Annotated in this window: 14 protein-coding genes and 1 pseudogene; 5 read left to right on the top strand and 10 right to left on the bottom strand. The window is 34.0% G+C overall.

Going from position 1 to position 15,688, the window contains the following annotated elements:
• Nucleotides 1-14: 14 nt before the first annotated feature.
• The 5 genes from rnr to ACECE_RS0223170 all read right to left on the bottom strand — a co-directional run bounded on the left by rnr (nt 15) and on the right by ACECE_RS0223170 (nt 6,203).
• Entirely contained in the window at nt 15-2,369 is a 2,355-nt protein-coding gene (rnr, locus tag ACECE_RS0223190; RefSeq protein WP_010251617.1) for a ribonuclease R, read from the bottom strand.
• A 214-nt stretch (nt 2,370-2,583) separates the two neighbouring features.
• Entirely contained in the window at nt 2,584-3,117 is a 534-nt protein-coding gene (locus ACECE_RS0223185) for an HDIG domain-containing metalloprotein (RefSeq protein ID WP_010251614.1), read from the bottom strand.
• 368 nt (nt 3,118-3,485) lie between these two features.
• Nucleotides 3,486-3,722 carry a preprotein translocase subunit SecG gene (secG, locus tag ACECE_RS0223180; RefSeq protein WP_010251611.1) on the bottom strand — a complete coding sequence of 79 codons (237 nt, stop codon included), beginning with the start codon at nt 3,720-3,722 and terminating at the stop codon, nt 3,486-3,488.
• Nucleotides 3,723-3,813: 91 nt separating this feature from the next.
• Nucleotides 3,814-5,115 carry a phosphopyruvate hydratase gene (gene eno / locus ACECE_RS0223175; protein ID WP_010251606.1) on the bottom strand — a complete coding sequence of 434 codons (1,302 nt, stop codon included), beginning with the start codon at nt 5,113-5,115 and terminating at the stop codon, nt 3,814-3,816.
• A 173-nt stretch (nt 5,116-5,288) separates the two neighbouring features.
• Nucleotides 5,289-6,203: a cellulose binding domain-containing protein gene (locus tag ACECE_RS0223170; RefSeq protein ID WP_010251603.1), complete on the bottom strand. Its 915-nt coding sequence runs from the start codon at nt 6,201-6,203 to the stop codon at nt 5,289-5,291.
• Nucleotides 6,204-6,573: 370 nt separating this feature from the next.
• On the opposite strand from ACECE_RS0223170, the gene ACECE_RS0223165 reads away from it, so the two are divergent.
• A complete protein-coding gene (locus tag ACECE_RS0223165; protein ID WP_010251602.1) occupies nt 6,574-7,611 on the top strand; it encodes a DUF4349 domain-containing protein in 1,038 nt (345 codons plus the stop codon).
• Between the two features lie 35 nt (nt 7,612-7,646).
• On the opposite strand, the gene ACECE_RS0223160 is transcribed toward ACECE_RS0223165, so the two are convergent.
• Nucleotides 7,647-8,639: a tocopherol cyclase family protein gene (locus ACECE_RS0223160; RefSeq protein ID WP_010251598.1), complete on the bottom strand. Its 993-nt coding sequence runs from the start codon at nt 8,637-8,639 to the stop codon at nt 7,647-7,649.
• Nucleotides 8,640-9,072: 433 nt separating this feature from the next.
• Here ACECE_RS0223160 and ACECE_RS0223155 point away from each other — a divergent pair, with 433 nt between their 5' ends.
• Nucleotides 9,073-10,452: a dockerin type I domain-containing protein gene (locus ACECE_RS0223155; protein WP_010251596.1), complete on the top strand. Its 1,380-nt coding sequence runs from the start codon at nt 9,073-9,075 to the stop codon at nt 10,450-10,452.
• A gap of 181 nt (nt 10,453-10,633) precedes the next feature.
• Nucleotides 10,634-11,086 (top strand): GtrA family protein, encoded by a 453-nt coding sequence (locus ACECE_RS0223150; RefSeq protein WP_010251593.1) that lies wholly within the window; start codon nt 10,634-10,636, stop codon nt 11,084-11,086.
• Nucleotides 11,087-11,269: 183 nt separating this feature from the next.
• On the opposite strand, the pseudogene ACECE_RS32720 reads toward ACECE_RS0223150, so the two are convergent.
• The 4 genes and pseudogenes from ACECE_RS32720 to ACECE_RS0223135 form a co-directional block, all read right to left on the bottom strand.
• A pseudogene (locus tag ACECE_RS32720) lies at nt 11,270-11,374 on the bottom strand (hypothetical protein); the annotation flags it as partial.
• Nucleotides 11,375-11,393: 19 nt separating this feature from the next.
• Entirely contained in the window at nt 11,394-12,203 is an 810-nt protein-coding gene (locus ACECE_RS0223145) for a hypothetical protein (RefSeq protein ID WP_010251591.1), read from the bottom strand.
• An 82-nt stretch (nt 12,204-12,285) separates the two neighbouring features.
• Nucleotides 12,286-12,537 carry a hypothetical protein gene (locus tag ACECE_RS0223140; protein WP_010251589.1) on the bottom strand — a complete coding sequence of 84 codons (252 nt, stop codon included), beginning with the start codon at nt 12,535-12,537 and terminating at the stop codon, nt 12,286-12,288.
• A gap of 77 nt (nt 12,538-12,614) precedes the next feature.
• On the bottom strand, nt 12,615-14,813 hold the full coding sequence (locus ACECE_RS0223135; protein ID WP_205410219.1) for a hypothetical protein: 2,199 nt from the start codon (nt 14,811-14,813) through the stop codon (nt 12,615-12,617).
• A gap of 168 nt (nt 14,814-14,981) precedes the next feature.
• Between ACECE_RS0223135 and tnpA the strand changes: the two genes are divergently transcribed.
• Both tnpA and tnpB read left to right on the top strand, forming a co-directional pair.
• Nucleotides 14,982-15,284 (top strand): IS66 family insertion sequence element accessory protein TnpA, encoded by a 303-nt coding sequence (gene tnpA, locus ACECE_RS0223130; RefSeq protein ID WP_010245199.1) that lies wholly within the window; start codon nt 14,982-14,984, stop codon nt 15,282-15,284.
• On the top strand, nt 15,278-15,634 hold the full coding sequence (tnpB, locus tag ACECE_RS0223125) for an IS66 family insertion sequence element accessory protein TnpB (protein WP_026073830.1): 357 nt from the start codon (nt 15,278-15,280) through the stop codon (nt 15,632-15,634). The genes tnpA and tnpB overlap by 7 nt, the downstream gene beginning before the upstream one ends.
• Nucleotides 15,635-15,688: the final 54 nt, after the last annotated feature.

Here is a 15,688-nt window from a genome sequence, read left to right as displayed (position 1 = left end):
TATAGGTATCTCATTTATTCCTTATTCTGTCTGCTTGATTTTTCCCTTTTCTTTCCGGACTTAATTGTCTTCTTTTCAGACTTTTCCTTTTTCTTGCCAGACTTTTCTATTCTCTTCTTGGGCTTATCTTTCTTTTTTCCCTGTATATGCAACAAAACATCTTTGTCTGCTTTCCCTTTTCGATTACGCTTTGGTTTTTCTTCAGGTATTGCTCCAACTTCTCTGTCAATTTCCCCGTCTTCCACATCTTCACCCTGTATAATAGTAAACTCAATCCTTCTAGCTGCAACATCTGCTCTTGCAAGTACCACTTTAATAACATCACCTATCCTGTAAACTTTACGCGTCCTTTCGCCGATAAGGCAATACTGCTTATCGTTAAAAGTATAATAATCGTCTTCCATATTGCTCATTCTTATAAGGCCTTCTATAGTATTGTCAAGCTCTACAAACATACCAAAGGATGTAACGCTAGATATGATACCTTCGAAAACCTGTCCCTCATATTGCTTCATATATTCTACTTTTTTAAGGTCTTCTGTGTCTCTCTCAGCCTCTTCGGCAACTCTTTCCCTCTGAGAACACATCCTGGCAATTTCAGGCAGTGAATCAATTAATTCTCCTTCTCTTTTTGCATCCATCTGACCTTTCAAATATTCCTTCATAATACGATGAATAATCAGGTCGGGATATCTCCTTATAGGTGATGTAAAATGGCAATAATATTTTGCTGCCAATCCAAAATGTCCTTGATTCAAATGAGTGTATTTTGCCTTTTGGAGCGATCTTAGCATAACAGTGCTTATTATGCGTTCCTCCCTGGTATTTTTAACTTTCTGAAGTAAATCCTGAAGTGCCTTTGGGTGTATTTTATTAATCCCCTTTAAGGTATATCCAAGATTGTGTACAAATTCACTGAAATTTTCGATTTTATCGGTGTCCGGATCTTCATGCACCCTGTATACAAAAGGTACATTTGCCCAGAAGAAATGCTCTGCAACCGTTTCGTTGCACGCAAGCATGAATTCCTCAATTATTTTATTTGCTATAGTTATCTCATACCTTTTAATTTGAATAGGTTTTCCCTTCTCATCAAGCAAAATCTTAGCTTCTTCAAAATCGAAATCAATAGCGCCTCTTTGCATCCTTTTATTTCTAAGTATCATTGCCAGTTCTTCCATCGCTTTGAAATCATCTATAAGGTAATCATACCGTTCTAACAACTCTTTGTCCTTTTCAACAAGAATTTTATATACATTAGTGTATGTCATTCTCTCATTAGTATTGATTACACTTTCAAATATTTCATGATCTACCACTTTACCTGTTGAATCAATCTCCATCATAACAGTAAAGCTAAGCCTGTCTATCTGCGGATTGAGGCTGCAAATACCATTTGAAAGCGCTTTAGGCAACATAGGTATAACTCTGTCAACCAGATAAACACTGGTACCTCTTTTCAAAGCTTCCCTATCAAGGGGTGAGTCTTCGGTAACATAATGGCTTACATCAGCAATATGGACACCAAGCTTGTAGTTGCCATTTTTGAGTTTCTCAACAGATACAGCATCATCAAGGTCTTTTGCATCCTCTCCGTCAATGGTAACCATGCGTAAGCCTCTTAAATCACGTCTCCCTTTAGACATTTCCTCAGTTACTGTCTGACCTATTGACTCTGCCTGTCTAATAACACTTTCCGGAAACTCCTCTACGAGGTTGTGCAACTTAATTATTGATAGAATATCTGCCCCAGGCTCATTCCTATCACCTATTATCTCGATTATTTTACCCTCCGCATTTCTTCTTTTCCCCGGCCATAAAAGTATTTCTGTAATAACTTTCTGACCTGACTTTGCACCATTTACTTCATCCTTTGGTATGAAGATATCTGCTGATATTCTTCTATCGTCAGGCACAACAAACCCAAAGTACTTACTGCTTTCAAAAGTTCCAACAACTGTCTTGTTGGCTCTCTCAATTATTCTAATAATTTCTCCCTCTGCCCTTTTATCCCCGATTACTTTTTTATTAATTCTGGCAATAACTCTATCATTGTTCATAGCGCCATTGAGCGAGTCTGCCGAGACAAATACGTCTTTTATATCTTCATCATCGGGAATAACAAATCCGTATCCTCTCTCATTTCCCTGAAGCCTTCCAACTATAAGGTTCATCCTTTCAGGTACTCCATACCTGTCCTTATGAGTCTTAAATATTTTCCCCTCTGTTTCCAATTCGTCCATAACATTTTTAAACAGTTCTATATCAGTTTTAGGTACGTCCAGAACTGTTATCAACTCACCAAATAACAAAGGTTTATAAGCATCCTCCCTCATAAATTCCAAAATGCGTTCTTTTCTGTCAGCCATATTACATATATCTGCTGCGTGTTATAGCAACATTTTCCTCCTTATTATAATAATAACGATGATCATTCTAATAAAAAAACCAAGATTAATAAAAGATAATTTATCTTACTAAACTTGGTCTATACAATTCAATATATTTATTATTAACATAAAAATGAAACAATACTCAAATTAATTATAAATCAAGAACAAAACACTATAATATCATTTTATCCTATATACTTCTTATAGCTTTTATTGAAGCCTCAACAAACTCTTCAAGTGATATACCCAATTGCTCACAGGACTTAATTTTATCCAGCTCTGTATCTTTGATAAATCCATCTTCACTTATTCTATCCATAACAAATTCTACAGTCAAATCTTCCAATTCCTTTGAAGGAAGAGCCGCTATACATGCAGTCATCAAAACTGACATGGGACTAGCGCAGTAAAGTGCCTTATCAATCTTTCTCTTTCTTTCAATTCCATGATAATCATTGTGCGCTTTGATAGCATAGACAATAGAACTTTCAACCTCAAGTGTTTCCAAAATTTCAGCGCTAACCAGACCATGCTTCGAAGGTTCTCCACCTGTTTTATCGTAATCAATGTCATGCAGTAATCCAGCCATTCCCCATTTATCAATATCTTCTTTAAAATAGAAAGCCAATTCCTTCATAATAGCTTCAACCGAGAGAGAATGCTTGATTAAGTTCTCACTCTTTAACCGTCCTTTTAATTCCTCAAGTGCTTGCTCTCTTTCCATGGGAACCATTACCTCCAATTTATATGCTTATTAAACACGAAAATAAAACCATTGTTAAAACACAGGTTCAGACTCCATAGGTATAACTGAACAACTAAATTAAAGTTGTCTCACATATATATTACTAAAATAAAACTATAATTACAAGAAAAAATGAAGTCTTTCAAAAAGTTTAAAATTTAAAATTTGAGAATAGAAGTGTAGGAAAATAAGTGCGAAATATGTTATTTAGCGCTTTCATTTTCATAAAGGCAACCTTTTCTAAGAATTATCCACTAACTAACCTTTATCAGGTAATTATTACCTACCAAAAAACCTTCAAGCACATAAAATAAAACTGTGGGTTTCCACAGTTTTATCTATTAACATTAGGCATTAATCATAATTTGTAAAGCTATTGAAGTTATAAGAAATCCTATTGCTGCTACAGCAGTCCACTTACCCAAAAGTGCGTCTATAGTTCTTCCCTTATTCTTACCAAAGAAAGTTTCAGCTCCACCAGCTATTGCCCCTGACAACCCTGCTTGTTTACCTGACTGCAATAATACTATTACAATCAATGAGATACAAAACAGCACATGTAATATATTAACCGCTATTTGCATGCTAAAAGACACCTCCTAAGAAATTAACATACTAATTTTAGCATACAGTAAATCAAAATACAAGCTTAACATTAATAATTTTCATAATATATTATTTATTTTTCAAATTAAACCACGCATTAATCCCTAAATATTTGCTTGAACCACCTAATTCTTCTTCTATTCTCAGCAGTTGATTGTATTTTGCAACACGATCACTTCTTGATGGAGCGCCAGTTTTTATCTGGCCTGCATTAGTAGCTACAGCTATATCTGCAATAGTAGAATCTTCAGTTTCACCTGACCTGTGAGATACAACTGCTGTGTAACCAGCCCTGTTGGCCATCTCTATTGCATCTAAAGTCTCTGTCAGGGTACCAATCTGATTTACCTTAATAAGTATTGAATTTGCTACACCCATGTCAATACCCTTTTTTAATCTAGCTGTATTGGTAACAAAAAGATCATCACCTACAAGCTGTATCTTATTTCCTATCTTCTCAGTCAGTAATTTCCAACCATCCCAATCCTCTTCGGAAACACCATCCTCAAGTGAAATTATAGGGTATTTGTTGGCAAGTTCTTCCCAAAAGTTCACCATTTCTTCCCGGGTCTTTCTTATTCCCGTTTTCCAGAACAAATATGTTCCATCCTCCTGATACATTTCTGTCGCAGCAGCATCTATAGCAATTCTAAAATCATTACCCGGTTTATATCCTGCCTTCTCAACCGCCTCCAGTATAACCTGTATAGCTTCCTCATCTGTTTTTAGATTAGGAGCAAATCCGCCTTCATCACCGACAGCAGTACTATAACCTTTGTCCTTTAAAACTTTTTTAAGGTTATGAAAAACTTCCGCACACATCTGAAGAGCGGCTCTAAAACTGTTGGCTCCTACAGGCATTATCATAAATTCCTGAATGTTTACACTGTTATCTGCATGCTTCCCTCCATTAATGATATTCATCATTGGTACAGGGAGCGTCTTTGAGTTTATTCCACCAATATACTGATACAAGCTTACACCTAATGCCTCCGCTGCCGCTTTTGCTACAGCAAGTGAAACGCCCAATATGGCATTTGCTCCAAGCTTTGATTTATTTGGAGTTCCATCAAGGCTAATCATCAAATTGTCAATCGCTACCTGATCAAAAACGTTCATTCCTTCAACCTCAGGAGCTATCTTCTTGTTGACATTTTCAACAGCCTTCAATACCCCTTTCCCAAGGTATCTATTTTTGTCATCATCTCTGAGTTCTACTGCCTCAAAAGCACCTGTGGAAGCTCCTGAAGGGACAGCAGCTCTTCCTAAAAATCCACCCTCTGTCACAACTTCCACTTCAACTGTGGGATTTCCCCTTGAATCAAGTATTTCTCTGGCAAATACATTTTCAATTTCCAAATATTCCTTCATTGTACATTCTCCCTTTTAAATGTAGAATTTTACTTTGGTGTTTCGAACATAATTCTGTTATTTCGCACTAGTATATTCTATCCAACAATACCTGTGTTCAAACATTTTTTTCATTTTTGTTTAATGAATTTAAAAGCAAAACCCTTAGAGCTGAACAAATTTTCAATCAAAATTTACGGTTCTCTTCCAAATGCCAATTTACCAGACACATATAGTGTTACTTTGTTCCACTCAAAATATGTTGTTGAAGCAGAATATGAATAGTCATTTTTTTGATTATATTCGCTCCAGTCATTCTTCGCAAAGCCAACTGATACTTCAGCACTTTCACCTGCTTTAAGTTCGCCCGCTGCTTCGCTAAAACCTATCTCTAAGTATCTGTCCGCAGTACTCTTTTTATTACTTAATGAAACAAAATTTCCGTATACATTAGTAGCACCCTTTGAAAAGGAATCACACCAGAAAGTTTCAGTTTTATTTTCCTCTTTTGTATAATAGTATCTGATTTTTACATTGGATAGCTTGATACTTTGTTTCCCACTGTTAACAATCTTAAACATTGGATATATACTGTCACTATTAGCGCTAGTGTTACCATTCTTATATCTTAAGACAATTTTATTACTTACAACTTTTGATGGAGTACTTAGAGGTTTAGGTGTTGAGGTTTTTCTAGGTGTACTCGTCTTATTTATCAATGTTATTTTAGGCGTTAACTTCAAACTTGGTGTTGGAGTAGGCCTCTTTATAGATGGTGTAGGAGTAGGCTTATATGTTAGTGTTGCTACAGGCGTAGGTGTATTAGTGGGTATTGTTGTGGGTGTAGCTGTAATTGTAGGTGTAAGTGTAAGTATAATCGTAGGCGTCGCTAAAGGTGTTACTGTAGGTGTTTCTGTAACTTCAGGGGCCTGTGGTGTCATTGTTAGTTCGGGTACAGATGCTGTTTGGGTAGCATCAGAAGTACTTGATTCCTTTGCATTACTTATAATGTTTAATTTCACATATAATGAAGTGGTACACACAAATAAGACAAAAATAAAAACTCCTATTATTGTTTTTCTTTTCTTAACATCATAAAACCATCTCATATATTTCCTCCCATAACTGAATTGTTACTCAAAGAATTATTATACTATTTCATATAATTTATAATCAATAACTAATAAATAAAAATTACAATCAAAAAAACAAACTATACATTTAATTACATTCTATGTATTCCACTTGATTGAAAATGTTAATTTCTTCATTTAACCATTATACAAATAGAAAATCTTTTTATTTAAAGAAATTATGTATAGTAATTCGTTGCTAGAAGGATAATTTGTGTCTCTACAAGTCAAATTCTCTTGTCGCTAATTATTATAATTATCAAACAAGTTGGAACATTTTATAAAAATTCTCGTCAAATTAGCTATATACAATACAAGTCATTTTTTAAGGAGGTTGATTTTTACAATGAAAAGGAATATTTTAAAGTGCTTTTCCACTCTTTTGGGCTTACTTCTGCTCATTTCAATGGTTGGGTGCAGTTCAAATGAAAAAAACGCAAATATAAAAGCAGAAGCTCCGTATGAGGATACTAACGTTAAAAGGGAATTCTCAAAAGAATCGGACCTGTCAGTCGAATTAGGCAAAAATACTAAAGCTGATGGAGAGCAGTCAAATGCTTCAACAGCAGATACAAATAATTCAACCGCATTTACAGGAACAGGTGAAACTAGTAAAGCTGTCAACAACTCGATATTAAGCCAAAGAAAAATAATCCGTAACGCAAATATAACAGTCGAAGTTGATAATTTTGACGCAGCTTATGGTAAAATCGAGTTCATAATTGGAAACGTAGGATATGTTCAGGAATCAAAGATAAACAAGGTAAAACAATATGTAGATAATAAGGAATTTCTAGTTACAAACGGAGTCATAATTGTAAGAGTAGACGCCGACAAATTCAATACTGTTCTAAAAGATATAAAAGGCTTAGGCCTTTTGACTGATGAAAATATCAAAACTGATGATGTAACAGAACAGTTCTTTGATGTTGAATCAAGGCTAAGACTTCTAAGATATGAGGAAAGCAGACTTGAAGAATACCTGAAGAAAATCCAAGACCCTGATACCATTTTTAAAACCGAAAGCAGATTAACAGAAATACGACATGAGATTGAACAACTAACCGGAACTCTAAACAAGCTCTCTGATTTGGTTAAGTTATCAACAATAACTATTAATATGAATGAAAAACTTCCCCAATCACTTTCACATACAAAAACCTCTTACTTTAGTCAATTGAAAAACAACTTTTTAGGCAGTCTTAGTGGGGTTGTAGCTTTCCTTGCCAATGTATTGATGTTTATTGCAGCTGCATTTCCGGTTCTATTCTTTCTGGCAATAGTATTCTTTGCAGGTTATTTTATATACAAAAGGTTTTTTAGAAGCAAAATAAAAAAGTCAAAGCAGGTATCTTCCACTGAGAAAAATGATATTGAAACCTGATTGTGTTCATTTAACAAATAAGCTGTGGCATTTTGCTATAGCTTATTTGTTTTGTCCATAAAATTCAAAATATCTCCTTCAATTTCCATCCCTGCGTTTGATCCCTCACTTTGAATAACTAGGTTATTATAATTGTCAAAGAGTTTAATGTTTATATTTGCACAGATGCTTTCAAGAATATTTCTTTCCATAAGTCCATTTTTTGGTGCTCTCAAAGTGCCTCCCTTTGAGTGTTGCGCCTCAATATAAAGAGATTTTTTTCTATCCTTAATTATAATTTTCAATTGCTGCTCCTTATATTTCAAAAGTTCGATCTTAGCACCTGTATAAGTAGCAAATCTGTAAATTTCTTCTTTTATTCTCAAAAAAGCTATAAATCCAATAAAAAAGCTTTTAATCCATGGAATTCTGGCAATAGAAAACATAATCGAAGTGTTCTCCGTATTAAAATGATTACATTGAAGCCATATCCACTCTTTCGGAAATGAACTTCCCCAATCCTTTTCTATATATCCGTAACCTTCATCAAAAGCTACCCGCTCGCCATTACAATTAATACATCCCGAAATATCATGATGAATATTCACAGTTCCATGATAGCATTCCATAAAAGGCACAAAAGAAAACGGACCCATTATTCCTGGACTCATAAGTTTTTTGGGCAGCAAAACAATATTCCTAAACTCAAGATTACCATTTATACAGGTTTTGTCGTTACTTAAATGTAAACACAGCCTTTCCCTGCTAAAGAAATTATCTTCAATAAATATCTCAAAACGGTTTTCACTATATCCGAAGCTAGAAATATCAAATTTGTAATATTCCACTTTGCAGTTTATAGCATCAATTACCTGTATAAACGCATGTGAACTGTCTTTGCTCTTACCATAAGATACTCCCGGTATAATTGCAAGTACATTGCTCTGAGATTTACTTATCAGTTTATAATACCATCCTTCAAAATAATCCCTTTTCTTATATTTTCCCTGATACATCTCAGGAATCCATAGTCTTCTTAGCATATACATAATTAAATCACCCTTCAGGCTTTTTTAAATAATTGAAGATTATACTTACTAAAAAATTCTTCATTATTTTGTGCCACATGAAAGAACTTTATTAATACGCGTATATTTAAGGTATTATTTTTTTGCGACTTAGTTTTTTAAGGCAACTTATATTGGGCTGACTTTTTTGTAATCATCATAACACTTTTAACATTACAAATATCCACTAAATAATATTAGTCAAATATGTTTATTCCCTTGCCCTAAGCTACATATTTGATAGAAATAATTATTGTACTAGATAGCGTAATGTAAAAGTAGTATAATATTATTAATATTACATCAAATTACTTACAACTTTAAAGCAAAGTAATTTGATGTTAAGGAATAACTGAAATATTACTTTGCATTTTAATAAACAATACTAGTAATAATTTTTAACGGAGGGGTTTTAATGTACAAGTCACAAAATATAAAGAGGCTATCTATACTGCTTGCATTTTCAATAGTCCTTTGTACTTTATTTTATTTATTCCCATCTAAACTGACCTATGCTGCTTCAAGTTTTCCTGCAATGCTGCCAATAAGTCGAGGCGTTCCCGCTTTTGGTTCAGTTGGTGTAGCCTCAAACGCCAACGACAATAACTATGGTACTGCATGGTACGGCGGTGGTACCAGTTGGTTGGCATACGATCTATCCAGTGTACCTGTTGATCAACGCAAGCAGATAATAGTAGTATGGTATAATACTGATACCTATGATTACGATACCACACAAGTTAATACATCCTCATATCACAAACCAAAAAACTATACTATTGAAGCTAATTCAGCTTCCGGTGGCAGTAGTAGTGCTCCTACTTCTGGCTGGACTGTTTTGGCAACCGTATCAAATAACAATTATCATTCACGTCAGCATTTAGTTGACTTTACAGGTTATAATTGGATACGAATTAATATAACAGATTCACTTACCAACAGCGTAAATATAAATATGGATATACATAATGCCAGCCTTGGAACACAAGATGACTGGATTATCTATGGTGATTCAATAACAGCTGGTGGAACGGCACTTAACGGAAACGGAAAAGGAACAATTGCACAAATTGTTAATTCTACTAACTCAGCTCACTTTCCTGTCGTTGAATGCGGCGGTACAGGAAGTATTTTGAGTAGGCACGGTTCAGCCAGTATAGATGCATGGCTCTCTGTATTCCCTGGAAAGTATGTTGGAGTTGCATTCGGTACAAATGATGCTTGGGGTAATCAAACCGGTGCGGATAACTATTACAAGAACATGGTAACTATTGTAAATGCAATAATTAGCGCTGGAAAAGTTCCTGTAGTTGCAAAAATCCCATGGTCCAACCTAACAGCTATATCCCAAAACCTTCCTTCATACAACGCTAAGATTGAGGAGTTATATCTGGCTTATCCCGAGATAATTAAAGGGCCTGATTTCTATACTTTCTTTCAAAACAACCCAACCCTTATCTCCAGTGATAATGTACACCCATCAACCGAAGGATATAACGCAATGAGAGAACAATGGGCCAAAGTAATCCTAAGCATTTACGAGAATTCCACTGTAACTCCTACTCCAAGTTCTCCAAGTTTTGTTTATGGTGATATAAACGGCAGCGGTGCTCTTGATTCTATAGACTTTGGTTTACTCCGCCAATATCTGCTTGGAATGAAAACAAGTTTTGATTATACATATGGTGCAAAAGCCGCTGATGTAAACAATGATGGGGCAATTAATTCCATAGATTTCGGATTGATGAGACAGAGATTGCTTGGTATAATAACCAAATTCCCGGCAGAAAGCTGATAGAAGCTTTTTCAAAAAGGTAGTTCCTGGTGAACTGCCTTTTTTTGAGATATTTACTATACAGTGTCCGAAGATCAAATAGTCTAAATGTTGCCGAAATTTTGATTTTAATTGACAAATATATTTGCACAGCCTAAAATCATATTGTGTATTTATTAATGAAGGATTGGCGGGATACTATTTGATTAAACTGACAATAAAATATGCTCTGTTTGCAGGCATATCTACTATAGGTAATTTATCAACTCAGCGATTGGTTCTAATGCTTCTTACGTCTCTAGGATTTCTTAAAGGCTTTGAAGAGTTTAGTTTTTTAGGTATTTTCAAAATTGACCTGCTTCTTATAACGGCAATACTTTTTGGGACATTAGTCGGATTAGTAATAAAATACGTCCTCGATAAAAAGTATATATTCAACTTTGAGACTAAAAGCAATGCGGAAAATACAGGCAAATTTTTGTTATATTCTTTTATGGGCATATTTACTACACTAATATACTGGGCTTTTGAAATTTCTTTCGATTCCTTTTTTGGAACTGATTCAGCTAAATATGTTGGAGCTATAATAGGACTTACAATTGGTTATGTAATAAAATACAATCTTGACAAGCGTTTTGTTTTCAATCATAAGTAGAAATACATTATCTATATTTACGTTCTTACCAGGAATACCTTCCCTTTGGATTAGTGGTCTCTCCACACTATAAAATCTCTCTAGTTGTTTTATCCCTTAATGTATAACCTACCGCGGTTTTTTTGTACTTAAAGAATTATCATAGTGAATAAAGAGTGATTAATTAATTTCAACAACATGCAATTATGAATCGATAGTCATAAAATTATCGTTATTGTTGTAATAAGTAATAGCCTTTAGAATTTCTAGGTCAGAAGCCAATGCTTTTTGATGTAATACATTTTGTGTAACATCTTGAAGAAGTTACTCAGCCTTCTAAATGTTTAGGTTGTATCTGTTCATTTCCTTCTTTTACCCACCAATACGATTCATGACCGTAATAAATATCTTTTGCCCAAAATTCCTCATCTTCATGAGTATACTTTTCACTTGATTTGTCGGGATAATCTACTTGTGTCAAATTACCCAGACAATCGTACTGATAGCTTAAAGTATTTTTGTACTTATCTGTGTACGTTCCTATTTTACCGATCCCATTGTAGTATGCTTTTGAAACTCTACCCACTCCATCAGTATTCTCAGTTACACGCCCCATGTTGTCATAAATGTTGCTGGTGGATACAATTTCGGTAATTCCTTCACTTATAGTTCTTGTAAACTCTGCTTTGCCCCATCTTCCATTTGCATCGTATTCCTTAAAACTGGTCACAACACCGAGTGCATCTGTTTGAGTGTCTAAGTTTCCGGTAACAGAATCGTAGTGGAATTGAAGGATTTTTTTATTCATCTGGTCTGTAACCGTTCCAATTCTGTTACCAGAATCATATCCTAAAATGGTAGTTCCGCCTTCTCCATCCTTTGTCTGTGAAAGCCTTCCATTTGTGTCGTAATCATTGTCCACCAATTTCAACGATGGATTCGAAAAGTCGGATATAGTATCTATATTACCCTTCTCATCATACTGGCTCTCAACATAATTTCCTTTCTCATCTGTAATTGTGGTTTTCTTTATTGTCCCGTTGTCATACATTTCATAGGTGTACGAGAAGTTTCCCTTCGGACCTTTTTTATAAAGCAAAAATTCCCGGTTGTTTACCGATAATTTTTGTTTTTCCACTATTGTTTTTTATTTTCGTGACAAAATGATGAAATTATTACTTCATGTTAACTGTCAAACTACTCAAAATCAAGTGAACTACTCAACCATTATTTTCATTATATCTGTCTGGTAAAATCTCACTTCTCACATATTTTATAATTAGTTCCCTTAATTCAGAATGCCCTTCACAAAACTCATCTTCTGTACAACCAGTTAATTTATAGATTTCTTCCTGATTACAATGTTCCTTAACAAACCGCATACAGCTTTCAAACACCTCAAGTTCATCTTGCGAAAGTTTAATATCAAATAATGTACAATAGCATATTTCTTCATGTTTTAAATATTCCATAATATCCTCCTTAATATCCGCTTGGTCTTAAGCAGACTTCCATCGAGACCATATCGGTTCAATAAACGAATTTGAAACTACCTTTCCATCAACTTCTTACTCAACTGTCTTATTGGCCCAATTTGCTTTTCAAACATCAAATCCCATATATCTAGACATTCTTCTGCTATACTTCTAATCTCGGGCAATGTCGATTCACATGTCTCATCATATAATCCAATTATCAACTTAGAAATTTCATCTTCTATTATCCAAATACCTTCGTCTCTTTCACATCTATCTTTAATTAAATGATAACTCATAGATAGTATAATATCTTTGTAATCAACCACTGACTTTGATTCTTCTTCAAGATAATGTACAAATGCATGCAATGTTCTGCGGCTTAAACCCGAACTCATTATTTCAATTAAAAAATCCCTATCTCTCTCTAAATCAATAAGATTATCATAAAATAATCTTGAGATAGGCATTTCTAAATCTAAAGTACTTGTCTTAAATTTACGTATAATTTTTTTAGCTAATGAGTTAAATTCATCTTTATTAAAATAGATAATAGCCATATCAAGAACTGCTTCGGCTTGTATTTCACTCATTGTATCCACATTATCCATTATATCTGCAAATTCATTTTTCAGAATAAACATTTCCGATAGACAATAAGCCCCCATTTTAATTAGTTCTTTATCTTCGGACTCGAAACAATCCTTTATAATTTTTAATATACGTTCATGATATTCAGGATACAATAAAAAGAGCATATTTTTTGTATCACGGAAACCTGCTAACCTAAAATCTTGTTCATATAGGTTTAAAATCTTTTCTGACGACCAGTCTCTTTCAATGTTATACGAAGGCCATAATGCGAATAGACTTGCCAATTTTACTGCCGGGTTTTCATCAAATGTCAATTTTTCAATAGTATCTTTAAACTGTTCAAACAGAGCACTGTCTTTCCATAATAGCTTAGCTATCGATTGAGCAGCATTCCCCCTTACACAGTTTATTGCATTACTTTGTAGCATGTCAAAACTGTGCATTTCTTTATCTTCACTATTCGTTACGTTTGGTTTACCGAGTTCCGGATTTTTATGGTTAATCGCAATATCCTTAAGAATATCCAATACCTTCTGTGGCCATTCCTCATTTTTACTATTTTCGATAATTGAGCAAAAGTAATCTGCTCTGTGTGAAGTATAATCATATGGATACGTTAAAATCATTGTTTCTAGCAACTCTTTCGGTACATTATCCAAAGCCTTACTATATGCCACACCACTAAATAAGGAATCAATATATACATCTAAGATTTCATCCTTATTTGAAAGAACTAGATTTATCATTCTTATCGGTTCTTCGGAAACAACATCACTAAAACTTCTTGTAAATTCTTCAATAGAGCTATCAATTAATCCACCTGGAACCTCTTCCCAACGGGAATGATTTTTATTATTAAGCTTTTTGTTAGTTAAAATCTCAAGCCACTTTTTGTTATTTAGCTTTTTCTCCGCAATAGGTGATTTCACCCATCCACCATGTACATCTGAATATTTATATAAAGTTGTTCCTTCAGGGAATTTACGATTTAAAACACGTATCAAATCTTTTGCTTTATTGCTTAATCGATTACATGGAAGAACTTCTAGAATTTCTTTCTGCAAATCACCCCAAAAACTCCAATATACTTTAGAGTCATTTCTTTCTCTATTGTAATTAATTCTACGTTGATATCTATCTTTAGCCTTTGGTGATAGATAACTTAAAACCGTCTTTTCTAGCTTAGCAAAAATATTGTCACTACAGTATATAGAATGCTTCCCTAATATCTGTTTAGTAAGAAATAATTCATCATTATTGCCACTTGTCTTGTCAAATATATTGCTATCAAAGTCACTGCATAAATACGTAATTACTACATCACTATATATCTCCGGTAATCGATATAATCCATCCAATATAATTTCATTAAATAAATCATTACCTTTACCCATGAATTCTTTATAGCGTTCCAAAAATGTTTCTGGTTTTAAGGCAATTATTGCTGCGTTGGCTTTCTTAATTATTTGAACACAAGCCCTTTCAAGACCTCTTTTATGAAAATATATTCCAGACCAATCACTAGATGGTAGTCTTTTGTCCTTTTCTGTAGGAATGTAGGGTAATAATAAATCAACAACCTCAATTCCATTTTTAATTAGAATTTCAGAGTCTTCATATAAAAATTCCTCTTCATATTTATATATATATTTCTCTTTACTTTTAATTTTATTTTCCAATAAAAATGCCATTAGCCGTATTGTTCTCATTTCGCAATTTTTGAGTATTGACTTAAAGTCGAGATATACATCGGCCATTTGTGGATACCTATGTAAGCGTACAATACAACCCATCTGTTAATCAATTTGTTAGCATGAGATAATACACCAAAAACCAGGAGGCGTCTTATGTTATATAAAGAATGGGAAAAGTTAATTAGAGAATTCGAAAAAAGCGGAAAAACCCAGGCTCAGTGGTGTAGGGAAAAGGGGTTGAAAATCAAAGCATTCAATTTCCAATATAGAAAATATAGAAGAGATAATCAAAACAAGGAAGAAATTAACAAAACAAACTGGATGCCAATTCAGTTTGAACCAATGATGACATCAAAACTCAACATAAGAATAGGTAAAGCTATAATTGAAATTGAGAACGGATATGACGAAAGACTTTTGCAAACTATAGTTAAATCCTTGGAGGCAATATGTTGAGCATAAGTGGAACAGAAAAAGTATATCTTGCTATTGGAAGTACTGATATGAGACGCTCTATCGACGGTTTGGCAGCAATAGTTCAGCAATGTTTTTCTCTCGACCCATTTTCATCGAATCTTTTTGTGTTTTGCAATAAAAACAGGACAATGATAAAAATATTACATTGGGATCATAACGGATTTTGGCTATACTTCCGACGACTTGAAAAGGGAACGTTTAAATGGCCTTCAGATAACTCTAAAGAGACAATTCAGGTGGGTACTAGGGAACTCTATTGGTTATTAACTGGACTTTCAATTGAGCAAAAACAAGCACACCGGAAAGCAGCTTCAAACGTGGTGATATAGAGTAAATTTAATCAAAAAATATTTGGTTTCCTATGGCTTTTTTGATAAAATTTC

It is taken from the genome of Acetivibrio cellulolyticus CD2, from assembly GCF_000179595.2.
Lineage (GTDB): Bacteria > Bacillota > Clostridia > Acetivibrionales > Acetivibrionaceae > Acetivibrio > Acetivibrio cellulolyticus.
This window is presented reverse-complemented; position numbering and strand designations above follow the sequence as displayed.